Source organism: Limnobaculum allomyrinae, from assembly GCF_016649425.1.
GTDB lineage: Bacteria > Pseudomonadota > Gammaproteobacteria > Enterobacterales > Enterobacteriaceae > Limnobaculum > Limnobaculum allomyrinae.
Genome location: NZ_JADRCR010000001.1, coordinates 455,378 through 479,385 on the forward strand (window position 1 = coordinate 455,378; position 24,008 = coordinate 479,385).

Here is a 24,008-nt window from a genome sequence, read left to right on the forward strand (position 1 = left end):
GCTTAACTTTCACTTCTGACCACATCCTGAATACTGAATGGATGAAACTTAACGGTTACTCCATTATCGGTTACCGCCAAGGTTGGATTGGGTAATCTTTCCCCTTCTCCGGTGGGATTACTGAATTTTAATTTTAGCTGTGGCATCAACAAAATATCATCTGAAAATAGCGCCAGCGCTGTTTGGTGAAAACTTTCAGGATCGCCAGGTACGACCCATTCAACATGTTCCCAATCCTCTTGTGGATAAAGTTTATCCCCCGGATAGGGTAATTCGACACAATCGATCTGCCATTGACCAACCTGTAATGGCTCATGCAGATTAAATAAACAGATAGGACGCCCATTGATTATCTTTTCAGACATCAGCACGCCACACTGCATTAATCCCTTGCGCCAACGTTCTGCCGTGGTTTTCTGAAAACAACGGACGGAGATATGATCCGCATGATAAGTTTCCAACGACAGCGCCAGACGCGTAAGCAATTGATGCAACTTAGCAACAAATGCCGGTAAACTCTGATGTAAATCATTAAGCTCTGCAATATCCTTAAATGATGGCACTTCTGTACTCCGCCTTTAATAAACGACTAACCGTTGACTATTATTCATAATAACGCCAGTTACGCAAAACCACCGTTAATGGTAGCCAGCATTTTGAGTTTGTCTCATTTTTACTTTACACTGCGATTTACTATCTGCCCCAGACCCAGAGCGCTATGCAAGAGATTACCACCAAAACACCGGCCATTGATAAAACGACTCGTATTTTAAAATATGTCTCTGCTCAAGGCAGTGTCACTTTTAGCCAAATTCATCAAAACCTGGATCTGGCCCAAAGCTCAACAGCGACATTACTTAATAGCCTGGTCGCCCATGGTTTTCTGCGCCAGGAAAAAGGCCGCTATTATTTGGGGCTGACTCTGTTTGAATTGGGTATTCGTGCAATTGAAAGTTTTGATATTCGGGAACTTGCTATTAATCCAATGACTTTCTTGCGTGATAGCACCGGATTAGCCTGTCATTTAGGCGTTTTGGATAATACTTCTGCGATTTATCTGGCAAAAATTGAAAGTCCTGGAGCGATAGTTGTCCGAAGTTGGCTGGGAAAGAGACTGTCATTACACAGCTCCAGTCTGGGAAAATGTCTCTTAGCCTGGTTACCCGAGGCCGAGATCGACCGCCTGTTACCAGAAGAAACGCTGGAAGCAAAAACCAAAACCACAATTACTACTCGTAGCGCATTTAAAGCTGAACTGGCAACAGTTCGTCGGCAAGGATGGGCATTTGACAACGAAGAAGATTATGAGGGAGTGAGCTGTATTTCTGCTCCGGTTTTTGACCAAAATAATAAAGTTATCGCTGCTATTAGTATGTCTGGCGTTAGTTTTCAGGTTCCTGAGGAAAAAATTCCAGAATTTGTTGAGTTAGTAAAAACCGCGGCCAATATGCTGTCTGAATCCATTCGTTAATTATTTCTTCCCGCCTGCCGCAAAGTACCTCACTGCGGATTCATCATTCAATTCTGTGATCTGCCTCCGCCAATTACCATTATGTTGCTTTAACAACGGTTTTATCTTCGGTATAGTTTTAGCTCTCACATACAAGATTAAAACTCCCGTATATGAGAGTTAATTGAGCAGTAGCATATAGCCCGTGATGACCGCATTTTCGTTGTAAGCGATCAGAACAAACATCCGGGTCAGATAATGTCATTAATGACTTGGTGGCATCATACCCGGGAAATTATGTTGTGAATCATCAGAGGAATAAGAGATGAGTAATAAAGCCCTGTTTTCCGGTGCCTGGTGCCCTTCTGTCATACCATTTAAAACCAGCGGTGAAATTGATTACGATGCGTTACAGAAACATTTCGATCGTCTGGCCGCTTCAGGAACCGATGGGATCTTATTGATGGGAACGATTGGTGAATTTGTCACCATGAATCTGAATGAGCGTGAAGCATTACTGAAAAAAGCACGTAAGATGACTAAGCTGCCGATGATTGCTCACGTATCAACGACCTGCGTTAATGACATGGTACATCTGGCCGATATCGCTTATGCCGAAGGTTATGAAGCTGTAATGGCTCTGCCTCATTACTATTATGCCCAGACGCCAAAACAACTCTATGAATATTTTATCGATTTAAACAATCGCTTTAAAGGAAAGTGGCTGATTTATAACTTCCCTGCCCGTACCGGCTGCGATGTAGATGCGGCATTGGTGTTAAAACTCGCTCTTGAATGCCCTAATTTTGTTGGCATCAAAGATACCGTTGACTGTTCTTCACATACTCGCCTTATTGTTCGGGCTCTGGCACCAGTACGTAAAGATTTCTCTATATTTGCTGGTTATGATGAATACTTTGTCCCTAATTTAATGAATGGTGGTGCAGGCGTACTTTCTGGCTTAAATAATGTTGTACCAGAACTGTTCACAAAAATTAAAACTGCCTACCAGGCTAACGATCTTGCCGAAGTTGCCGCACTACATGAAGAAATTGGGCGACTATCTGGTATCTATGCTATTGGCGACGATTTCGTGACCACAATTAAAACGACCGTAGCCAGAAAATATAAATACCTTGAGCCAATTTCTCGCAACTACGGCGGTAAACTTAATACAGATCAGTTAGCTGCCGTTGACAAGCTATTTGATATTAAATAATACCCTCTAAACCGCTCTATAAACCCTACTATGTTATGTAGGGTTTATTTTATCTATGCATCTTAGTGTGAATGACAGACAGAATGATTTCATCTCTGAACCTGTTCAACGCTGAAATAGGGCTCACTTCAGGGAAAATTGCGTTGTTGTTCAGTACATAAAACGTGCTAACGCTATTGCAATCATCCCAAATAGTTAATTTAACTTATTACGATATTAAAAATTGATATCATCATTAATCAATATAAATTTTATTAAAAGAATGTAAACGATAATTAAATAAGAAATATAACAATCTAAATAAGTTAACTTATTTATTAATAAGATTTAAGGAAGATCTTTTAGGTGTACTTAATAAGAGAAGTAATTATAGATACAGTTAAAATGAAAGCCCGCTACTCAACGGGCTTCTCAATAAAATAAACAGAGATAAACTATTTATTCAGTAGATATTCTTCAATTGTATTGATAAGTACCTCACAATTATAGTTAAAGTGATAATTTATATTATCTATTTTGTTATCATGAGGTTATGACCATGATGAAACAAGCATCAAGATGACAATTATCATCAAAACGATATATCACTTATTTCTAACATGGTAATTGACTTTATGACAAATACTTCTAATAACCTTTATCTTTAGGATAAAGCTGGTTCTGGATTTTTATAATAAGCTGAATAGACGTATTTCACCTGGAATGTACGACTACAGTTTACACAATAAAAACGTTGATAACCGGCACGTCCCTTTCCATGTTTCCTGACAGACTGATTATCCTGACAATAACGACATGGCGTCTTCTTCTTAAACATAATGCGCTCCTGCTTTAGTTTAGGTTCAATGAAACAACACGAACAATGTAATATATGTTCCACTATTCCGTTATCCAAAAAACGAAAAAAACACAGAAAATATATTTTTGGATATTTGGTTATTTAAATATTAATGATAATAATCAAACTGAAATATTTAGTTTTACTAATTTTTAAACTTGTCGTAAGCGTGACTTCCCTTATCCGGGCTTATCCATAAACACTCGCACTACAATAATAAAATCAATTGATTAAGAGTTTATCTGGCTTTCAAATTCCCTTTCGGAAAAAACTGTTCCCTCTCTCTTCTTACTTCGATTTAATGTGTGGCTTGGGTATTCACCAAAGGTTTTACGGTATTGTTCCGAAAAGCGAGAAAGGTGCTGAAACCCCCAACGGGTAGCAATACCGGATACGGTACTTATTGGTGTCGCCATCAACAGATCGCGCAATGTCCCGTTTAACCTCAGATTTAGAAACCATTTTCCCGGTGACATACCTACCGAATTACGGAAAATAAGTTCAAGAGCTCTAAGGCTATACCCTGTTCGCTGAGCGATATTGATCAAACTGGCACTTACATCATCGCAAGACATAACAAAATATTCGCTGTCCAAAATAAGATTATTGTGGCGCTGAGATACACTACTCTTTTTTTCGATTGAAGATGCCGACATGGCATCACAAATGATCTGGCTATAACTGAGCAATAATTGTTCCAGACACCGTTTGAGAATATCCATTCGGGGACTGGAATCTGGACAATTTTGAGCAATCGTAAAAACTTCGTTGGTTTGCTTTAACAGCTTATCAATACAGCCCTCAGGCAATTTTAATGAAACAATATTCTCTTTTGATAATGTCACTTCCTGACCACTAAATGCGTGCATTGCCTGCTGTAGTCTCGTACGGGAAACGGCATAAATAACCCAACGAGATGACCCGGATGATTGATATAACAGCTCAGTTCCTTCCGGGTAAATTTGTATTTCATCGGTACCAATAGGCACCGTATTATAACGGGTCACATCGCTACCATGCGCCATAAAACCAATGCATATACTGTCCGAGGGGGTGCATCCTCTGGCAATAATAGGGAAACTATAGTTTCCCGTCTCCAGTCGAATATCATCCAATATAACTCTTTGATGATATAAACTTAATTGCGCAGAAGAAGACAGTCGATGTTCAAAATATCCACCATAAAGAATATCTGAAGCTCGTGCGACATCCAGCCCGAAATAAACATTACATTGATAGATCGATGATGAAGACATTTAGCACTCTTTCTTATTGATACTTCGCTTTCAGGATATTTAAAATGTTGCCCTGACATCCAATTGGCTAACCGAAGTTTTTGATGGTATTAAAATAACTACCCGGCATTGCTGTGGTTTTGCTAAATAAATGTCATATATTCAGCCATGATAGGAATATTCTTATTAAATAACCGATACACAACAAACAGGTATTTCCCGAAGGCAGTTCGCCATCCCGATAACAAAATTCACTTTTACTGTACCAGGTTCCATTAATTATTTGAGAAGTGGCCTTTCTTTACTCAGTACACTGATAAAACAGCCAGTTTTCAAATGCTATTAGTCTTAATAGACGTTACAAGTTAGACTAGTTTAAGGAAATACGTTATCCAAAAAACGAAAAAATGGCAGAGATTTTATATTTTGCATTCCAGTAAGCGAGTTAATACTGATTAATTTGATAGATAGAATTTAATTAGAAAAGTCGATAAGTAACTTTAATGATGAAGATTGTCTGATAATGCTATCTTTATGGATGAAAATGTGAAAAAAAACAAATCAGACCAATAGACGCCAATAAACAATAAAAGCAGTTAATAGAATCAAAATCATGGTTTCTTTAGTAAAAAAACACAAAAAAAAACGCCCATTATATGGACGCTTTTTTTGTTATCGATATTTGTTTGATTATTGAGCATCCAGCCACAAAACAACATAACCTTCGGTTGTTATCTGATAAATCGATTTAACCTGTGAATTTATCAGAGCCGAATATTGGTGTGATTCAGTTAGCTCAAAACGCATTGCCATGCCACACTCTGCTGAGAGCACTCTGGGAGCATCAATAACCAGAAAATGGATTCCCCATTCATTTAGTCTCTTTTTCAGCTGGATTACTCCCAGAGGCGTATGAAAAAGAAACAGATATTCACGACTCATCCGTAGCGTTTTCCAGAAACTTCCGCGTCATTACGGTATAGATAACGCCAATAGCTAATACCAGAATAATGCCTGCGATAACCACAATTTTTCCATTCTCTGTCGGTCCTGCAGGACTTGATGCAAAAGAGAAGTTATGTGCAAATGCGGCACCAATCAACATTCCCAACACGCTAATCGCGGCATCAGAACTCCCCTGCCCGGCACTGATTAACTGACGTAATGGACAGCCTGTAATGAATACACCACAAAGCCCAACTAACATCATTGAAAGAAAATTCCATACACCGTCAGTATGAGCAATTGGCTGATTATCAAAACCCAACGTAAATTTATCCAGGTAAAGATTACCCGCGGCCACAATTAGCGTTAAGGCTAAAACACCCAGAGCCATGTTGTAGTTACGCGACAGAAAAACATTTTTTGCCATACCTATAAAGCAAAAACGCGTACGTTGAACAACCACACCAATCACCAAACCAGCAATAATGGATAACCATACCGGCGCATGACTGGCGCCTGGCCCTTTCTCGCTGGCGCTAAAGATATCGCTATTCCACAAAAACATTATCAGTAAAACAATACAGGTAACCGGAAACAGAATTCCTTCAATGGAAGATTGACTATAATTACGCGGCAGTGAGAACCCTTTTTTCAGGAACAGGCTGCCAATACCAATGCCAACAACCAGCCCTACCAACCCTATTACCGCATTTAAATCTCCTGCACCAATGCGTAAAACCATGCGTAATGGGCAGCCTAAAAAAACCAGACATCCTGTCATCATCAGGAAACCAAGAGTGAAACGGATAATCGGTGCCGAACCGGCCTTTGCCTTGAATTCTTTAAATATTAATGCCGCCGCAAAAGCACCAATAACAAAACCAAATATTTCCGGACGCAGATACTGTACTGTTGCTGTTGAGTGAAGATTTAAACTACCGGCACTATCTCGAATAAAGCAAGCGACACAAACCCCCATATTGGGCGGATTCCCTGCCATAGCCAACGCTAACGCAATAGCCCCAATAACAATACCTGAGATAATTAATATCCATGATCTAGACATTTTTGTTGTTTCCTTTGATGGCGGGATAAATCCCTACTAATAGACCTATTAAGTTGAAGGGTATTTTATACTGCATTGCACAGGACTTCTTGTACTTAAGTCACGTTATTCTTTTCAATATCAAAGGGAAAACACACTTTATAATGGTAAAAATAACCATTATAAGCATTTACCAGATAAGATAAGTTGGTAAGCGTGGAATGAAACAGAATAGATAGGATAGATAGCAGATTGTAGAAATAATAAACGGGAAGAGTTTCTGCCCTCCTCTTCCCGTCAGGTATTCGCCCTCAGGCTAAACTAAGATCCGACACATGGTATAAATGACGATCCTGATATCTTTTAACAATATACAAAACCGCATAATCCACCATTGTATTAAGCAGGCAGCCAAACTTTCGCCTATTCGCTTATGCTCCGATCTTTTCTTCTTCTTCCAGTGTAATCAAGTATATATGGCGGTCGATAATTCCCTGACTAACCCCCAATATATGACTAATATCTACCCGGCTCTTTCCTTCATCCAGTAAAGCCTTAACCTGACGCAGAATATTTGTTTCATTTCCCAGATATATATAACGAACCTGAAACGTTCTTTTACAGGATGTGCAATAGTAGCGCTGCACTCCGGAGCGCGCTAATCCATGCTTACGGACGCTGTCTATCTTACTGCAGTGGTGACAAACAGGCAGATTTTCCTTCATCTTACTTCTCCTCATATACTTCTGATAAAAAGAGCATATAACAAACCACCACATGTCCTTTTGCATCATAAAGATACGACAATTTCACCATTCCATATTGGATTCCAGTTGCCGTTCTCTTTGGCCGTTATGTTTAAAAAACATTCAGCCTTTTTATTATGTTTACTTCATTATTCACACTGTGAATTCTGTTTTTCCTGCTACAGGTTACCCCTAGCAGGAAACCGGGATCATTGAGTAACAATCCCGATAGCTATTCAAATCTCTAAAAGCTCAAGAGATACTCTCTATATTTGAAATTCAAATCTCAAAATATCAAGCTCATCATTTGCTAAAAACATGATCTACTTCACCGCTATTTTCAACCTTGACATTAAGTCTTAAAAGATAATCGCAAATCAGTAGAAACTAAATAATTAAATAATATTAATTTTCTTCAACCATTCGTTTCAATGAGGGGGTTAATATAATTATTGAGCAAAATTCAAAACCATAATGCGAATAAACAAACACCTTCATTGGCCTTGAGAGTAATATCTAAAACCACTTGATTACAAATCGTTAATTCCTAACATAACAACCATTTTGATAGCTATTAACTATTGATAATGATTTTTTTATCGTTGTAATATTCTCAACATTGACTTACTGCATTGTTTTTATTGATTAAGTTTGATTTAAGTTGTTGTAATTTCGACTACCGGAGTAGCACCTGTATATTCATATTTTATTGCTTATAATAATTCTTAAAATGCTATTTTATCAGCACTACATAGGGTAATTATAGAAATATAATAATAACAGACTAATAGTATTAAACACTAATCTTATCATTGGCATTATACTAAAAATAATTAATTACCATCAGTTAACCAGAGTTAAATTTAGGTGAACTCTTACTGCCATACTACGCATTCTATTATAAGTATCACGTAATAAAGTGCAATTATGGTTTATTTTTTTGATAAAAAAATAGTAAGTAAAGCGCTTGTTCTTACATCACGTCTGATAAGTATAATGATCCTATAAATTGATAGTGCTATGCTGGTATTAGTCGAAAGCTTTTCAGTAAATGTAGGTTATACCGCTGTGTCTTAGTCAGAATATCTGACAAAATTAACTTACATCACATCAGACAGGTATCATTAACGTGGATATTGGTTTAATAGATAAGAACAGTGCATTATCCGATCTGGTGTTCGGCGCCTCTCTCTACTTTCCTCCGATATTTAAAGCGCTTTTTCTTGGTTTCATCATCTGGTTATTAGTTCATCGTGCCATTCGCGACTGGCTTTACTCTGGCGATATTTGGCATCCTACCCTGATGGATCTTTCTATATTTATTATTGCCGTCAGCGGCGCTATGTGGATGTTAACCCATTGGTAATCATATGAAGATTAATGTCATAAAATACTTCTCTACCGTCATTATTTTTGCCATTGCCCTGAGCGCTGGTTGGTGGCTATGGAATTACTATATGCAATCCCCCTGGACTCGTGATGCGAAAGTCAGGGCTGAACTGGTTAACATTACCCCTGAAGTTTCCGGCAAGCTAACGCTGGTTAATGCTGCTGATAATCAGATGGTCAAAAAAGGTGACTTGCTGTTTATCATTGATGCCAGTGCCTATCAAATTGAAGTAGATAAAGCTGAAGGGGCGTTGGCAAAAGCACTATCCGATTTGGGCAAAGCCAATCATGAGGCAGAACGACGTGGTCGATTAAGCGGCGGTGTCATTTCTAAAGAAGAGCTGGACGATGCTAATCTCAACGTTCAGGCCATGCAGGCAAACTATAAAGCCGCACAGGCCAGTCTGAATCAGGCAAAATGGAACCTCTCCCATACCAATATCTATGCCCCAACAGATGGCTATCTGACCAACTTACAAATTCGTGCGGGAAGTTATGCGACATCAGGTACACCTTTGGTTGCTCTGGTCGACATCCACTCTTTCTATGTTATGGGGTATTTTGAAGAGACTAAACTAAGCCATATTAAACCCGGTTATGCCGCCAGCATTACACTGTATAACGGTAATATTCCTTTAAGTGGCAAAGTTGAGAGTATTGGTCGGGCTATTTCCGATCAAAGTGTCGATGGTGATGTGGATATGTTGATGAATGTTAAGCCTAACGTTCCCTGGGTTCGCCTTGCTCAACGAGTCCCCGTAAGAATAAAGCTCACCACTGTACCTGAAAATGTTTTGCTAATTGCCGGAACCACTTGCTCCGTTTCTATTCATCAATAGGTGCATAGTGTGAATATTTCCTGGCTTGAATGGAAAAATACCCCTTGGGGAAAAGCGACTCAAGCACAGTGGCGCTATGCTTTGCGCAATGCTATTGCAATGTGCCTGGCCCTTGGCGTTGCCTTTTTGCTGGATTTAGATGCACCTTATTGGGCCATGACCTCTGCGGCAGTCGTCAGCTTTCCTACCATTGGTGGTGTTATCAGTAAAAGCATAGGTCGTATTTTGGGGAGCTTGTTGGGTGCTCTGGCCTCAATGTTAATTGCGGGCAGCTGTCTGAACGACCCCTGGTTGTTTACTTTTGCCATTGCTGGCTGGCTATCGTTGTGTACTTATATATCGAACCACTACCAAAACAATGTCTCGTATGCATTTGCTCTGGCGGGCTATACCGCTGCCATTATTACCTTCTCTTTGACGGACAGTACTGACTCGTTACAAGTTTTTAATACCACTCAGGCACGAGTATGTGAAGTAGTCACTGGTATTGTTTGTGGTGCCATCATGATGATGATTTTGCCCAGTACCTCCGATGGTTCCACTCTGCTTGACTCGCTAAAAAGAATGCATAACCGTCTGTTAGAACATGCTGAAAGCTTGTGGCATGCGGAAATTACACCACAAGTACGCACCTCTCATGAAGGTATCATCAACCAAATATTGACCATGAACGTATTGAGGATTCAGGCTGTCTGGAGCCATTATCGCCTGCGTAGGCGTAATAATATTCTTAACTATATGCTGCACCAGCAATTACGTCTTACCAGCGTAATTTCCGGCATTCGCCGTTTGATGATCAACTGGCCGGATCGACCTGAAAATTTGCCTGACGTTTTACATCGTTTACTGACCGAGCTTGGCAAACCCGATACCAATAAGTATCGACTGGCTAAGCTATTACAAGAAATATACCCAACGGATGAAAGTGACTTCCGTCATCGTACGGTTTGGCTGCGGTTGCGTCACTTTTGCTGGCTCTATCTGGAGTCCAGCCATTGGTTGCTTCGCCTGGAGGCCTCTGCGGCTGACAGTGACCTGCAACCACCGAAATTCAAAAGTATCGCTCAACACACCGATTCTACTGAAGCCGCCTATAACGCATTAAGAACTTTTTTATGTATTGTGATCGGCTGTGCCTATTGGATAAATACCCAATGGGATGCGGGTGCTTCTGCATTAACATTGACGGCTATCAGTTGTGTTCTCTATTCTGCCACACCTTCCCCTATCAATAGTGTCATGACATTAATTAAAGCCATCGTTCTGCTTTCTATTGCCTGTTATATGGTTAAGTTTGGTCTGATGATTCAAATCGATGATTTTTGGGTATTCTGCGCCTTTTTACTTCCGGTATTACTCACTATGCAGATGCTAAAGTTGCAGCATCCTCGTTATGCTTCTCTTTGGGGGCAGCTAATCGTTTTTATGGGTTCATTCTTAACCATTACTAATCCTCCTGATTACGACTTTAGCAGTTACATTAATGATGACTTTGGCAAACTGGCGGGCGTTATTCTTGCCGGAGCCGCCTTTCAAATATTGAGACCCAGCTCTGATAAAGTGAAAAGCCGCAGGATTATTCGGGCATTGCGCCGTAACTTTATGGGGCAGTTGAGCCAGAAACCTTCTCAAACCGAAAGCTATTTCGAGTCTATGGTCTATCACCGCATCAGCCAGCTAACCCAGAGTAAAGATGAACAGGTTCGCATTTGGGTATTACGTTGGGGCGTTGTTCTGCTTAACTGTAGCCATGTTGTATGGCAACTGCGTGAGTGGGAAACCCGTTCAGATCCATTGGTGGTAGTTCGGGAAGTCTGTATTCGCTGTTTAAAAGGCATCATGACAGAAAAAGGCTTTCAACAACGCTCGTTGGAGGTGGCTCTGGAAGAGCTACAAAAAATGAGCGCCGTTCTTTCCCGCCATCATGATGCCTCCGCCAAAGAGCTAGCCGGATTGATTTGGCGTCTCTACTGTTCCCTCTCCCAGTTACAACAAGCCACCACTGGTATGCCGGGTACCCTGACGGAACAAACAAAACCAGCCTGATAGTAAAAAATAAGCCCCGATTATCGGGGCTTATTTTTACGTTAACAGAAAGATATTACTTAGCCTCAGCAACAGCCCCGGTTGTGTTTTCTGCAACCTTATCTTTTTTCAGCGCCATAATCACCATAGCCCCTACAAGAGTCAGTACCGCTAATGTCAACAATCCAGCCATTGAATTATTCATTACCGTTTCAGCTTTCACTCGAATTAGCGGTGCCAGAAAGCCACCGATCGCACCAAACATATTGACGAAACCAATCCCGGCGGCCAGCGCCACGCCAGATAGCATGCTGGTTGGCATTGTCCAATACACCGGCTGTACGGCAATAAAACCAGCAGCAGCAAAACATAGTGCAATAATAGCTACTACCGGTGAGGCAAATGCAGACACTCCGATACCGATACCGGCAACAGCCAGTGTAAGCGCGGCCAGATTACGACGGTTTCCGGTTCTGTCTGAATAACGAGGAATGTAGTAAGTACCAAACATCGCCGCAATCCACGGAATAGCAGCCACCATTGAAGCCTTAAAGCCTACGGTGGTCCCCATCAGTGCCGCTACCTGAGTTGGCAGGAAGAAAATTAGGCCATATACACTTATCTGAATCAGCATATAGATAATTGCCAAATGCCACACCTGAACATTCTTAACCGCATCCATCAGTCTTGAAGTTTGTTTCTTCGACTCTTCGCTGGATATCTGATCAATTAACGCTTTTTTCTCTTCGGCTGTTAAAAAGCGCGCTTTTTCCAGATTGTCATCCAAATACCAGAATGTCCAGAAGCCCGCCATAACGGCCAGAGCCCCTTCAATCATAAACATCCAAAACCAACCCGGATGTCCGGCAAAACCGTGCATTTCCAATAGTGCACCAGAGAGCGGGGAACCCAGTGTTAATGCCAGTGGCGCCCCCATATAGAACAATCCCATTACGCTGGCTCGGGTACGTTGAGGAAACCATTGTGAGGTCAGATAAATCATTCCCGGGAAGAAGCCCGCTTCAGCAGCCCCTAATAACGTACGAACCGTCAGGAATTTCCATTCAGTATCACAAAAAGCCATTGCAGAGGATAAAACCCCCCAGCATAACGTCGTAACACCGATCCATTTTCTGGCACCAAATTTTTTCATTAACAAACTGGCTGGTGCCCCCAGACAGGCATACGCAATAAAGAAAATACCGGCACCCAGGGCGTAAGCTTCGTTACTTAAACCGGTATCTAACTGATAGGACTGCTTGGCAAAACCGATATTGGCGCGATCCAGAAAGGCCAAAATATACAGCGTCAGCATAAAGGGAACCAGACGCCACCTTGTTTTAGTTACAGCCGTGTTGAGAACCGTAGTCATGACTAGATCCTTAATGATATAGAGTTTGATATTGCCTGCCGTCTAATCGGCAGGCTTATTATTTAATTAACGGCTAATCAAATATCAGTGTGTGTAAGGACGAGTTAATTTACACGCCGGATTTAGCTCAACACCGAAACCTGGTTTATCCAGAACTGATTTATGCATCCGCCCATTAACCGGTACCGGCTCGTTAAGCAGAATAGGATCGAACTGTGGGCGCATCGTTGAGCAATCCGGACTGGTCATCAGGAACTCACTGAACGGCGTATTGGTAAATGTGATTACCGCATGATGTGAATAAACGGAAGAACCATGTGGAACCACCAATTGACCACGCGATTTGGCGATAGCAGCAATTTCCAGTAGCGTCGTTAAGCCACCACACCAGCCAACGTCTGGCTGCATAATATCAATGCCGGTTTCAGACAGAGTACGGAACGACTGTAATGTACCGTGGTGTTCACCAGAGGTAACCAACATTCCCGGAGGCGCGTTGCGTTTTAGCTCAGCATATCCCTCATATTGCTGTGGAGGTAGACATTCTTCAATCCACTTCAGATTGTATGGTGCACAGGCATGAGCCAGCTTAGTCGCATAGTTCACGTCCTGACTCATCCAGCAGTCCAGCATTAGCCAGAAATCAGGGCCGCACTTCTCACGCATATCGGCGACCATAGCCGCATCTTTGCGAATACCGGCATCACCATCATGTGGCCCCCAGTGGGTCGGCATTTTTCCACCAATGAAACCCAGACCTTTTGCCAGATCGGGACGAGCTCCCGTCGCGTAAAACTGAATCTCATCACGCACTGCGCCGCCTAACAGTTTATACACCGGCAGATCAACCACTTTTCCGAACAGATCCCATAACGCCAGATCGACACAGGAGATGGTATTCATGACCAGACCGCCAGAGCCAGAATAATACATGGTGGCGTTCATCATTTGGTCGTTAATCAGCTTAATATCCGACACGCATTTGCCTTCAATAAAGCGATTCAGATGCTTTTCTACAATAAAACATCCCATTTCACCGCCGGTTGAAACGGCAAATCCCTTCACACCGTTTTCAGCTTCTACTTCAACGATCAGTGTGCCCAGCACGTTAATCCCGAATGACTGACGGGATTGCTCATACTGCTTATATTTACTCATTGGTGTAGCAATATGATCGTCAATCCAGTGCTTGTCGCCTTGATCATGATAATCCGCACCGCCAGACCCCTTCTCTGCGGTCGCTCCACCCATAAAATAGGCTCTAACCTGTTTGATTTTAGGTAAGTTCATGGTTATCCTCTGTTTCGCTAGTTGGCAATATTTAGAAGTTGTTGCAGGGCTTTCTCTAGTTTATTTTTTATTGAGTTAGCCTTTTCTTTTACTGAATCAACTTGTGGGAATGGTGTTTCCCCCATGTTGAACCCTCTTATTTCCATTCCCAGTTTATAACCCAGTGGGAATGGTAATGAAGACAGCATCATCATCACTGGCAGTGCCGCCATTTGTAATTGATGAGCCTGTTGATCTTTTCCTTCCATCGTCAGGCGATAGATTTTCACCATGACTTCAGGTAATACACCCGCTGTCGCCGTCATACAGCCTTTACCACCCGCTTTCAGCGATGGATAAAGAAACTCTTCACGCCCGGTCAGCACGTTAAACTGTGGATTAACCTCACCACAGAGTGAGAGCATCTGCATAAACTCAACGGCGTTACCCCCCGAGTCTTTGATACCGACCACATTTGGTAATTGCGCCAGCTCAGCAACCATTGTTGGTGTGATAGCATCGGCAAAGAATGGAATGTTATACAGACATACCGGTAGCGTTGTGCTTTCGATAATCTGTTTCATAGTGGCGACAATCACTTCAGATGAATGGCGATAAAAGACCGGTGGCATCAAAACTAAACCCGCCGCGCCCTTCTCTTTGGCAAATTTCCCCAGTGCAATGCTTTCTTGCGCAGTACTGGCCGGTATACCACACCATACAGGTACTCGCCCGGCAGCCTGGTCAATAACCGTTTCCATCAGCGCACACTTCTGTTCGAACGACATCAGACCCGATTCTCCAACCGAACTTACAGGAAATAACCCGGTCAATCCCGCATCGATTTGAAAATCAACAATCTTTCTGAGTTCAGCTAAATCAGGCACCCCATTTTTCCATGGGGTCAGCATTGCGCTATATATACCAGAAGGTCGAATCATGACTATTTTTGCTCCTTACTTGTGACTATGTCCCAGCTCTTTGGAAATCAGTTCTGCTGCATGCATTACTCTTTCCGCTAACATCTGCAAATTGTTTTCATTAACTTGCAAGGTGGTTCCTACCGCCGAAATTGCGGCAATCATTTTGTTGGATGAATCAAATATTGGGGCGGAAATACACTGAATATTCAGTAGATCTTCCTGATTATCGAAGCTCCAGCCACGCTGCCGAATTAACGCTAATTCATTCATCAATGCTTCTTCGGAGGTTAAGGTGTAAGGCGTGACGACTTTAAATTCAATGGCAGAGATCAATGCTTTTTGCCGTTCGACATTTGTCCAGGCTAACAGGCATTTACCCAACGCTGAGCTATATAATGAAAGGCGCTTCCCTTCCCATGAGCGCACCTGAATGGTGCTTTTGGAGTCTATTTTTAGCAGGTAAATAGGATCGTTATCATCCAGAATACCTAAGTGACAAACTAATCCGGTCTCCAGCATTAGCTGAGTAAGATAGTCTTTGGCGATACGACGCAAGTCCAGTTGTTCTACAGAGCGGCTACCCAGCTCCATCAACTTTAATCCTAAACGCAGAGAACCATCTTCACTTTGAGCCAACAACCGAAGGTTTCTCAGTTCATCAATCATTAAATAAAGCGAACTTTTCGGCAGAGAGAGATTTGAGGCAATATCCGTCACCGAACAATGTCCATTCTCAGCAACGAAGTTGAGAATATCGATGGCTCTGGTTAATGCTGGCACTTTTGATTTTTTATCAATTTCCATCATATTGGAACTCATTCTTTTATATTAGACTTCATATTTATCACGTCTAACCGGGCAAACAATAACCACGTTGTTAATTTGTGATACTCATCTCACGGCATATTATTTATCCAACTTTCTTGCATTAAATATTCCAATATGATGGAAAAATTCGACCAATAATGAATAAAATACAATGGGTTGGAAAACAGAAAGAATGGTTAAAAAAGGAGTTTCCGGCTTACTGGCGGCAAAAAAAAGCAGCGAATAAATCGCTGCCTGTTATGCAAAATGAATAATGATCAGAAGCTAAAGCGATAACCACCATTAATCTGACGTTGGTTGAATTTATTACCACTGGCGCTATCCAGATCCAGATAAAGGGTATGTTGCTTATTTATCCGGGCGCTGATACCAACACCATTATTCCACCAGTTGCCTTTGAAGGTATGTTCTTCCAGAGAGCCGTTCAAACGATAGTTTGCATCCCCGGAGAATTCGCGTAAATAGCCAGTTTTAACATAAACATTAAGCGCATTATTACCACTTAATATTTCATAACCCACTACGGCTCCGGCACGCCCGATCATTGATTCATAGCTGCCCAAATCAACAATCAATCCGTTAGCCGCCTTAATTCTGGCGGCATCCTGATGGCTATAAGTAAACTGCATCTGAGGTTCGATATACCAACCATTCCCCGGCTGATTCAAACTAAATTTCTGACCAGACTCCAGTGAAAAACTCACGCCATCAGAACTACCGCTACCGTTAACATGGTTATTCTGGCTATCAAGTACATCAAACTGATTCTTCAGACGAGAATATTTTGCCACGCCATCAAAATATAGCCCTGATGGCGCCATGTAACTGGCATAGAGCCCCATATGGCTCGACTCGACTGTACCATCACCGCTGGTATAGTTTGGACTGCCTCGCGTTTGCCCCATAAAAGTACCAATAAATAACGGTAACTCCGGAGAAATTCGCTTATCTACCCCAAGTTGCACGCCACTGTAATCCATATCAAAACGGCTCAGTTTGGCACCAGAAAACGAGTCAAACTTACCGGCATAGCCTCTTAGCCACATGTCGCCATGTTCGTTATTTTGCCGTAGATCGCCCATACGCTGTAGCAAAGTCTGTATTTCTGCATAGTTCACTAAATAACCGACATTCAGGAAATTGGCGCCTGCGTCAGCCGTTGTAGTAATTTCAGGTTCGGGATTAGGATCCGGATTAGGGCCTGGATTCGGCCCCGGATTCGGCTCTGGCTCCGGGTCTGGATTAGGATCAGGATCCGGCGTCGGAGGGGGAACATAAACACCTGAAGAATACAGTTCCCAGTTATTCCCCGCTTTACGCACGTCATACAGATAACCACCCAGTTCTACCTGTGTTGAATTGGTAAAGGTCGCTTGACCATCCGCGGTTTCCACTACGGTCAACACTTCATTACCGGTAGTTGCCAGGCTACCTCGATTGAGAATAGTCAGCGTGTGATCGCCACTGCTGCTGCCGGTTACCACCAGTTTATCACCACTATTATTGACACCATCGCCATCACCGACGATATCCGTTCGCATAATGAAGTTGCCGTTGCCACTTAACTGATTAACCGTCAGTAAAGAACCCGTTTTATCCTCTGCAAAATCAACGGTACTGTTGTTCAGCGTTAAGTTATCCAAATTAGAATCAGCAATCATATTCCAGCGACTATCCGTCATGGCGATATTTAATGCACCACCATTAACGCCATCACTGTAAGCCTGACCCGTCCAGCGGGAGCCGGAAGCCATATCAATATTAATCAGCCCTCCGCGGGAAAGAATACCGCCATCAATGATCATTTTTCCGGACGCATTAATCCGACTGGCCGCATAGCCATCATTGTGTTGAGTCGCTATCGCCATATCCAACGGATTCGCCATTGTTATTGTGGTATTTCCTGTCAGATCAATCTGGCTATTGGTCATGGCATAAACACCGCGCGTTGCTGCAGCACCATTAATCGTCAGATTATCGGCGGTTATAACACCACCGCCCAATGTCCAAAGACCCAGTCCTAATGCACCGCGGCGGTCAATAGTGACATCCGTATTATATAAATGAATCGCTGAACCTGAACCTTGCGCTGAAGCACCATAAGAACCACCGGAGAAAATGGTATTGCGGGCTAATTCACCGCCGGTGAAGTCGATAATAGCGCCATTGCCGGAAGCAACAATCCCACCAGCTAACTCTGATGAAATGTGGCTATTAGCACCAACGGTAACGGTACCGCCCTCACGGGTTTCAATACCGATACTATCAGCTCCTGTGGCATTGATAGTTAATGCATCCGCCTTAAGTATGCCCCAGTTCCATATACCTGTAGCATAATTTCCGGCGGTGTTAATCGTGCTGCCCTGACCTAAATCGATCAAAGAATTTTTCTGAGCATTGATACCATAGGCACTATACCCTTGGGTATTAATAGTAAGTTCAGTCGCTTTAAAACTGGCAGGCCCATTAGCTGCATTACCATTGGCACCAAAAATATACAGACCAACACTACCTCGTCCATTGGTAGTAATAGAGCTTCCTTTGCCGAGATCTACCGATGTCCCCTGATTATCCACGCCGACACCGACACCATTACCGCCTTTAGTTTCGATAGATAATGCATTGGCTTTCAATGTCGATGCTCCACCAACACGAAGTCCATAAGCTTGCGCGTCGTTGGTTCCCTCAACAGTAATTTTGCTGCCAGTACCCAAATCAACATTGTTTTTACTACCGCCGATATCGATACCGGTACTGGTTAAACCTTTACTGTTTACCGTTAAACGATTCGCTGTTAGCGTTGAGTTGGTACCATCAACAATGATTCCTTTGGCCTGACCCGTTGGCTTTTCCGCCGTAATAGTGACACCATTTGCCAGGTTAATTGAAGACTGGGTGTTATAACGATTCAATACACCATAGAGCGTACTATTATTCTCAAGATCGGCCCTGATGTTATCACCATCATTCAGTACTATGGTTTGAGACGATTGGCTGCCAATATCCTGTGACAGTACCATCGAAGGAAAAAACAGTACGCTAACGCTCAGTAAGCCGCTCATGGCTAACTGATTCTGTAAGATACTTTTTGAGATTTTACCGGAGAACTTTCCCTGATATTCCTTTTTATACAAAGACCTATCCATACTAATCCATCCTACTCCATTAAATACTAACAACATCCTTTAATGAATAAGCTAACTCATTCATTTTATTGGGGCTTATATCTATTGCTCATCAGATAAATCCTTCATCATCATTAACAGTGAAGAATATAAACACATTCCCGCAAACAATTAATCATACGTAAAAATGCAAATATAAATTAAAAAAATACATTGATTAATAAAACAGACACGCTTTAAAGAATTATTCATTGCCATGGAAAGGTAATGTTAATTTTATGAAACAACAAATCGTTATTATCAAACAAACACACAACAATTGATAGATAAATACTATCACATTGAATTATTCGATCGATTATTTCGATCTAATTATTGTGTTTGATATAATTCCAAATGAAATTCACACAATAAAACCAAACCAATATATTGATTTTTAATCAAAATTTTATAGTGGAGTAATAACTTATAGAAAAAACGTTGCGATTGAGATCTCTGATAAAATCATAAGATAGAAATGACTTACTTCTGAAAGATAAAGAGCATAGAAATCAAACAACTCTTTAATGAATGGAATTAAACAAATTAAAAACTTATAAATAAAAAAACAAAAAACTTTAATACAATGAAATTGTAATAAATTATTTCTTCAGTGAAAAAATTTAGTAAGCATAAATAGATGAATTAAATTTAAAAAATTTATGCTTAATCACACGCTAATGATTACTTATAACCAACATAAACTATCAGCTTATCGGTAAAGGTTTCCCCGACAGGCCATTGCTCTGGTGTTAATTGACGGGTCATTTTTAAACCACAATGTTCAAGCATAGAAAGGTACTGTGATTCTGTATACGCCTGCATGGTCGAACCATATTCCAGGACATTCCCCTGCTGAGTCTCAATTATCAGATAACGAGTCGTCGCCGTAGCTTGTTGTTCATCCCAATAATTTTCCTGCAATAACAGATGTGGGCTGGTGGAGAATAGTCCCGTCTCATGGCTTTGCCATGATGATAAGCTTTCCCCCTGCCGACGAACTTCATCATAAGTATGAACTTCAACAACCAGAATACCATGGTCATTTAATAACCATGTGGCATTTGCCAAAATCTGTTCAGCATCAGAAGCAGTGAATACATTAAATTCACCGAAAGTCAGCATGATCAGATCAAATTTCTGATCTGATTGATAATCACGAATATCAGCTAAAACATACTCAACATTTATTTGCTGTTTTTTGGCCTGCTCAGTGGCATAAGCTATTGATGCAGGTGAGAAATCAACGCCGACGCAGTGATAGCCTAATTTGGCCAGCATCCCGGTATAGAGACCTGGGCCACAGCCGAGATCCAGTATTTTTGCCTGTTTGTCAGGTAATTGTTGTGAAATCCACTCGACCTGCCGTTGAATAACAACTAAACGACGACTGGCCCAGTCATGTTGTTGCGACAGATGATTTTCCAGCATACGTTGACTAAATTCCGGATTGTTCCAGGGAATTTTTTCACCAGAGTCCCACGGTAAAGCAGGAATTGAACGACGGTTGATATCCAATAAATTCATTAATTATTGCTTCCTTTATCTTTCTTATTCTCTATTTAAATCTCGCCATGCAGGAACCCCAAGTACACCTATAGCGGCCTTTACGCCATTAACTACCGCCCTGGCCACCACCTCTGCGGCTAACGTACCTAACAGATTTATCGAAACATCGATACCACCAGTAGTCAGTGCAAACAAGGTATCGCCATCACTCATGGTATGTACCGGGTAAATCGTTCTGGCCAGTCCATCATGACCCATTTGGGCAACTTTGGTCATTTGGGTTTTATTCATATTGGCATTACAGGCAATTACACCAATAGTTGTGTTGGTTCCGACTGGGCCAGGATCGGTCACATTCTGCAGCATCAAAGCCAGCATATCCTGGATTCGTCCCTGACCATCATGGCTTCCGGCAATGACGCGTTGCGTATCAGGATCCCGAACTTCACCAACTGCATTGACGACTACCATGGCTGCAACAACCAGCCCATTCGACAGGGTTATTGATGCACTTCCCAACCCACCTTTCATGCGCCAACGATCGTCAACTAACTTCCCTACGGTTGCGCCAGCGCCAGCACCCGTGTTGCCATCAGGATATCTATTTTTACTGGCAATCTGCGCCGCCAGATATCCCATTGCCGCATCGGGTCGAATTTTTGCATCACCAAGTGAAAGATCGAAAATCACTGCTGCTGGTACTATGGGTACCACGCCGACACCCACATCGAAACCGATATGCTGCTCCTCCAGATATTTCATAATGCCTGTTGCTGCATCCAGACCATAGGCACTACCACCAGAGAGTAACAAGGCATGTATCTTATCCACTGCATTAACTGCACTCAGTAAGTCAGTTTCCCGTGTACCGGGAGCAGAACCTCGTACATCGACACCACATACCGAAGGATGCTCAGTAATAATCACGCTGCATCCAGTCATCGAAGTCATATTCTGTTGATGCCCCACTTTTATTCCGGGCACATCAATGATGGAACCATTGGCGTTAAACATAGATTTTTTCTCTGCTGGCGATAGCTCTATTGAAGCATACTGAAAGGCCGTTCAGTCCTCTCGGAGGTGGAAATGCCATTGCACACTCAAATTGCAACACATTTTCTGTTCAGATGAAATAAATTCAACTTCTTTGTGATAAATAACCAACACATTATTGGTTTTTCACAGGTAAACTATCGCTCCCTTTCATATCAATATATGGATATTGTCATGATAAAAAAATTCAACTACCGAGCGTTGCTATGCAGTCTGAGTCTACTGACTGTTTTTCCTTGCTTACCTGTGGTATCGGCTACTCCCGAAGGATATCAACTGGAACAGGTCGTTTTATTCAGTCGTCATGGCCTGCGCGCACCTTTGGCTAATTCAGGTAGTGTTCTCGCAATATCAACACCGAAAAGCTAGCCAGAGTGGGAGACTAAAGGTGGGCACCTCACTTCTAAGGGCGGTATTCTTGAAAGCTACTTTGGTGAATATGTCAGCTCCTGGTTAACACAGGAAAAACTCTTCATTAAAGATACCTGTCCTTTGGCTAAAGATACCTTTATCTATGCCAACAGCCTGCAAAGAACGCTTGCCACGGCTCAATACTTTACCCTGGGCGCATTTCCCGGATGCGACGTGAAAATTTTTCATCAAACCGACCTCGGTGTAATGGATCCAAACTTTAATCCCATTATTCACGATGGTTCTGAGGAATTTAAACAATCGGCACTTACAGCCATGAATGCTGAAGCCAGTGCGGATGGATTAGCGGGTTTAAATCGAGAGCTAAAGCCCTCTTATGACTTATTAAGTAAAATTACTGATTATAAAAATGGCAGTGTCTGTCTGACAGACAAACGCTGTGATTTAGCCAGTGAACCGGCCGAGTTTACTATTGCTAAAGATAAAGAGCCTGGCGTCAGTGGCCCTCTGCGCATTGGTACTTCTATTTCAGATGCCTTTATTCTGCAATATTATGAAGGATTTCCGGCACAGGACATTGCCTGGGGCGCTATACAGACAGATAGTGAATGGAAAATGCTGGCAACGATTAAAGATCGTTATGGTGAAGTACTATTTGGTTCACCGCTGGTAGCCAAAGATGTTTCTGCCCCACTGGTTAAGTACATTAATGCCATCTTTACCCAAGATGTAATGCGTCAACCGGCAAAATTTAACCTGTTAGTTGGCCATGACTCGAATGTTGTTTCTTTACTTTCGGTATTAAAGATTAAGCCATACCAATTACCTGGTCAGTTCGAGAAAACACCCATTGGCGGAAAAATTGTTTTTGAACGCTGGAAAGATAAAGCTACTGATAAAAATTTAATCAAGATTGAATATATTTATCAAACTAAAGAACAAATTCGCCGTGGCGATAAACTCACCCTAAATCACCCTCCTAAGCGAGTCGTACTGGAGATGAGTGATTGCCCTGTCGATAATAATGGTTTCTGCTCTTTTGAAAATTTCTCCAAAGCACTCAATGCATTGCAGGAATCGACACCTAAGACCGAATAACCCTCATTTTTATCCGGCAATCACTTCGTGATTCACGAGGTGATTGCTATTCAGCAAACAACATTTTAATCTGCTCAGATATTTTTTTATATTTTGTGATAGCCACTAAATTATTTACTGGTCAGCTAATAAACCACTTACCAAATATAATTTATACTCATCTCATAACATCTTACTGACAGTAATTCACTATGCTGAAAAATATGATAGGCGCTTTGGTTGTTATGCTTGGTATTTCTTTCTCTCCTGCTATTAATGCTCAGGAAGCGTCTGCTACAGAGAGCTACTACCAGTTTGATAAACACTCAGATTTCACTATTTTCTGGCATGATTTACAGCTTGCCGTAAGCAGCCAGGATAAAGAAGCCGTCGCTAAAATGATGAACTTCCCATTTAGCGATTATGAACACTCTCCAATGATTTTTCAGAATGAGGAGGAATTTCTGTCTCAATATAATGAACTATTTGATGCAGAAATGGTGAAGTTGATTAAAACCAACCAATATCGTCAGGGAGATGCGGATCAAACTCAGGTTCTCGATGCCGTTAGCCCCGAAGGTTATATCATTGAGCATGAGAATAGCGACAACGGCTACAATCTGGTGATTGAACCCGTAGATGGTATTTATAAACTGGTACGCATTGCTTTTTATTCATAACGCCTGAATGCAAAATCGGGAGATGTCGCC

Annotated in this window: 19 protein-coding genes and 1 pseudogene; 7 read left to right on the forward strand and 13 right to left on the reverse strand. The window is 41.8% G+C overall.

Annotated features, from left to right (window positions below):
* Window positions 1-2 precede the first annotated feature (2 nt).
* Window positions 3-563, reverse strand: a complete 561-nt coding sequence (locus tag I2494_RS02070) for a VOC family protein (protein ID WP_218465640.1) — start codon at window positions 561-563, stop codon at window positions 3-5.
* A gap of 155 nt (window positions 564-718) precedes the next feature.
* On the opposite strand from I2494_RS02070, the gene I2494_RS02075 reads away from it, so the two are divergent.
* Both I2494_RS02075 and I2494_RS02080 read left to right on the forward strand, forming a co-directional pair.
* Window positions 719-1,471, forward strand: coding sequence for an IclR family transcriptional regulator (locus I2494_RS02075; protein ID WP_218465639.1), 753 nt, complete (start codon window positions 719-721; stop codon window positions 1,469-1,471).
* A 304-nt stretch (window positions 1,472-1,775) separates the two neighbouring features.
* Window positions 1,776-2,669 (forward strand): dihydrodipicolinate synthase family protein, encoded by an 894-nt coding sequence (locus I2494_RS02080; protein WP_218465638.1) that lies wholly within the window; start codon window positions 1,776-1,778, stop codon window positions 2,667-2,669.
* Window positions 2,670-3,312: 643 nt separating this feature from the next.
* Here the strand turns inward: I2494_RS02080 and I2494_RS20765 are convergent.
* From I2494_RS20765 to I2494_RS02100, 5 genes are all read right to left on the reverse strand, one after another.
* Window positions 3,313-3,486 carry an IS1/IS1595 family N-terminal zinc-binding domain-containing protein gene (locus I2494_RS20765; RefSeq protein ID WP_456085655.1) on the reverse strand — a complete coding sequence of 58 codons (174 nt, stop codon included), beginning with the start codon at window positions 3,484-3,486 and terminating at the stop codon, window positions 3,313-3,315.
* Between the two features lie 251 nt (window positions 3,487-3,737).
* A complete protein-coding gene (locus I2494_RS02085) occupies window positions 3,738-4,763 on the reverse strand; it encodes an AraC family transcriptional regulator (RefSeq protein WP_218465637.1) in 1,026 nt (341 codons plus the stop codon).
* A gap of 669 nt (window positions 4,764-5,432) precedes the next feature.
* Window positions 5,433-5,684: a DUF3343 domain-containing protein gene (locus I2494_RS02090; RefSeq protein ID WP_218465636.1), complete on the reverse strand. Its 252-nt coding sequence runs from the start codon at window positions 5,682-5,684 to the stop codon at window positions 5,433-5,435.
* Complete coding sequence (yedE, locus tag I2494_RS02095) at window positions 5,674-6,753, reverse strand: YedE family putative selenium transporter (RefSeq protein ID WP_218465635.1); 1,080 nt, start codon at window positions 6,751-6,753, stop codon at window positions 5,674-5,676. Before yedE ends, I2494_RS02090 begins: the two co-directional genes overlap by 11 nt.
* A 410-nt stretch (window positions 6,754-7,163) precedes the next feature.
* Window positions 7,164-7,457 carry an IS1/IS1595 family N-terminal zinc-binding domain-containing protein gene (locus tag I2494_RS02100; RefSeq protein ID WP_218465634.1) on the reverse strand — a complete coding sequence of 98 codons (294 nt, stop codon included), beginning with the start codon at window positions 7,455-7,457 and terminating at the stop codon, window positions 7,164-7,166.
* Window positions 7,458-8,607: 1,150 nt separating this feature from the next.
* On the opposite strand from I2494_RS02100, the gene I2494_RS02105 reads away from it, so the two are divergent.
* Genes I2494_RS02105 through I2494_RS02115 form a run of 3 tightly spaced genes read left to right on the forward strand, consistent with a single transcriptional unit; the run spans window position 8,608 to window position 11,752 of the window.
* Entirely contained in the window at window positions 8,608-8,844 is a 237-nt protein-coding gene (locus I2494_RS02105) for a DUF1656 domain-containing protein (protein ID WP_218465633.1), read from the forward strand.
* 4 nt (window positions 8,845-8,848) lie between these two features.
* The gene (locus tag I2494_RS02110; protein ID WP_218465632.1) at window positions 8,849-9,706 is read left to right on the forward strand and encodes an efflux RND transporter periplasmic adaptor subunit; all 858 of its coding nucleotides are present in this window, start codon (window positions 8,849-8,851) and stop codon (window positions 9,704-9,706) included.
* Between the two features lie 9 nt (window positions 9,707-9,715).
* Window positions 9,716-11,752 (forward strand): FUSC family protein, encoded by a 2,037-nt coding sequence (locus I2494_RS02115; RefSeq protein WP_218465631.1) that lies wholly within the window; start codon window positions 9,716-9,718, stop codon window positions 11,750-11,752.
* A gap of 55 nt (window positions 11,753-11,807) precedes the next feature.
* On the opposite strand, the gene I2494_RS02120 is transcribed toward I2494_RS02115, so the two are convergent.
* The 7 genes from I2494_RS02120 to I2494_RS02150 form a co-directional block, all read right to left on the reverse strand.
* Window positions 11,808-13,103: an MFS transporter gene (locus I2494_RS02120; protein ID WP_218465630.1), complete on the reverse strand. Its 1,296-nt coding sequence runs from the start codon at window positions 13,101-13,103 to the stop codon at window positions 11,808-11,810.
* 84 nt (window positions 13,104-13,187) lie between these two features.
* Window positions 13,188-14,393, reverse strand: coding sequence for an L-rhamnonate dehydratase (gene rhmD, locus I2494_RS02125; RefSeq protein ID WP_218465629.1), 1,206 nt, complete (start codon window positions 14,391-14,393; stop codon window positions 13,188-13,190).
* Between the two features lie 17 nt (window positions 14,394-14,410).
* Complete coding sequence (locus tag I2494_RS02130; RefSeq protein ID WP_218465628.1) at window positions 14,411-15,313, reverse strand: dihydrodipicolinate synthase family protein; 903 nt, start codon at window positions 15,311-15,313, stop codon at window positions 14,411-14,413.
* A gap of 15 nt (window positions 15,314-15,328) precedes the next feature.
* Entirely contained in the window at window positions 15,329-16,102 is a 774-nt protein-coding gene (locus I2494_RS02135; RefSeq protein ID WP_218465627.1) for an IclR family transcriptional regulator, read from the reverse strand.
* 278 nt (window positions 16,103-16,380) lie between these two features.
* Window positions 16,381-19,269, reverse strand: a complete 2,889-nt coding sequence (locus I2494_RS02140; protein WP_407657837.1) for an autotransporter outer membrane beta-barrel domain-containing protein — start codon at window positions 19,267-19,269, stop codon at window positions 16,381-16,383.
* A gap of 702 nt (window positions 19,270-19,971) precedes the next feature.
* On the reverse strand, window positions 19,972-20,814 hold the full coding sequence (locus tag I2494_RS02145; RefSeq protein WP_218465626.1) for a class I SAM-dependent DNA methyltransferase: 843 nt from the start codon (window positions 20,812-20,814) through the stop codon (window positions 19,972-19,974).
* Window positions 20,815-20,838: 24 nt separating this feature from the next.
* The gene (locus I2494_RS02150; protein WP_218465625.1) at window positions 20,839-21,810 is read right to left on the reverse strand and encodes a P1 family peptidase; all 972 of its coding nucleotides are present in this window, start codon (window positions 21,808-21,810) and stop codon (window positions 20,839-20,841) included.
* A gap of 420 nt (window positions 21,811-22,230) precedes the next feature.
* Between I2494_RS02150 and agp the strand changes: the two are divergent.
* Window positions 22,231-23,319, forward strand: a pseudogene (gene agp / locus I2494_RS02155) (bifunctional glucose-1-phosphatase/inositol phosphatase); the annotation flags it as partial.
* Between the two features lie 224 nt (window positions 23,320-23,543).
* On the forward strand, window positions 23,544-23,978 hold the full coding sequence (locus tag I2494_RS02160; RefSeq protein WP_218465624.1) for a hypothetical protein: 435 nt from the start codon (window positions 23,544-23,546) through the stop codon (window positions 23,976-23,978).
* The last annotated feature ends 30 nt before the right edge of the window (window positions 23,979-24,008 follow it).

What these genes read in the sequence shown, in the direction of transcription:
- I2494_RS02110 (WP_218465632.1), top strand. Translation starts at nt 8,849, where the DNA reads ATGAAGATTAATGTCATAAAATACTTCTCTACCGTCATTATTTTTGCC.
- I2494_RS02160 (WP_218465624.1), top strand. Translation starts at nt 23,544, where the DNA reads ATGCTTGGTATTTCTTTCTCTCCTGCTATTAATGCTCAGGAAGCGTCT.
- I2494_RS02090 (WP_218465636.1), bottom strand. Translation starts at nt 5,684, where the DNA reads ATGAGTCGTGAATATCTGTTTCTTTTTCATACGCCTCTGGGAGTAATC.
- I2494_RS02085 (WP_218465637.1), bottom strand. Translation starts at nt 4,763, where the DNA reads ATGTCTTCATCATCGATCTATCAATGTAATGTTTATTTCGGGCTGGAT.
- I2494_RS02145 (WP_218465626.1), bottom strand. Translation starts at nt 20,814, where the DNA reads ATGAATTTATTGGATATCAACCGTCGTTCAATTCCTGCTTTACCGTGG.
- I2494_RS02100 (WP_218465634.1), bottom strand. Translation starts at nt 7,457, where the DNA reads ATGAAGGAAAATCTGCCTGTTTGTCACCACTGCAGTAAGATAGACAGC.
- I2494_RS02120 (WP_218465630.1), bottom strand. Translation starts at nt 13,103, where the DNA reads ATGACTACGGTTCTCAACACGGCTGTAACTAAAACAAGGTGGCGTCTG.
- I2494_RS02130 (WP_218465628.1), bottom strand. Translation starts at nt 15,313, where the DNA reads ATGATTCGACCTTCTGGTATATATAGCGCAATGCTGACCCCATGGAAA.
- yedE (WP_218465635.1), bottom strand. Translation starts at nt 6,753, where the DNA reads ATGTCTAGATCATGGATATTAATTATCTCAGGTATTGTTATTGGGGCT.
- I2494_RS02135 (WP_218465627.1), bottom strand. Translation starts at nt 16,102, where the DNA reads ATGATGGAAATTGATAAAAAATCAAAAGTGCCAGCATTAACCAGAGCC.
- I2494_RS20765 (WP_456085655.1), bottom strand. Translation starts at nt 3,486, where the DNA reads ATGTTTAAGAAGAAGACGCCATGTCGTTATTGTCAGGATAATCAGTCT.
- I2494_RS02080 (WP_218465638.1), top strand. Translation starts at nt 1,776, where the DNA reads ATGAGTAATAAAGCCCTGTTTTCCGGTGCCTGGTGCCCTTCTGTCATA.
- I2494_RS02140 (WP_407657837.1), bottom strand. Translation starts at nt 19,269, where the DNA reads ATGGATAGGTCTTTGTATAAAAAGGAATATCAGGGAAAGTTCTCCGGT.
- I2494_RS02075 (WP_218465639.1), top strand. Translation starts at nt 719, where the DNA reads ATGCAAGAGATTACCACCAAAACACCGGCCATTGATAAAACGACTCGT.
- rhmD (WP_218465629.1), bottom strand. Translation starts at nt 14,393, where the DNA reads ATGAACTTACCTAAAATCAAACAGGTTAGAGCCTATTTTATGGGTGGA.
- I2494_RS02150 (WP_218465625.1), bottom strand. Translation starts at nt 21,810, where the DNA reads ATGTTTAACGCCAATGGTTCCATCATTGATGTGCCCGGAATAAAAGTG.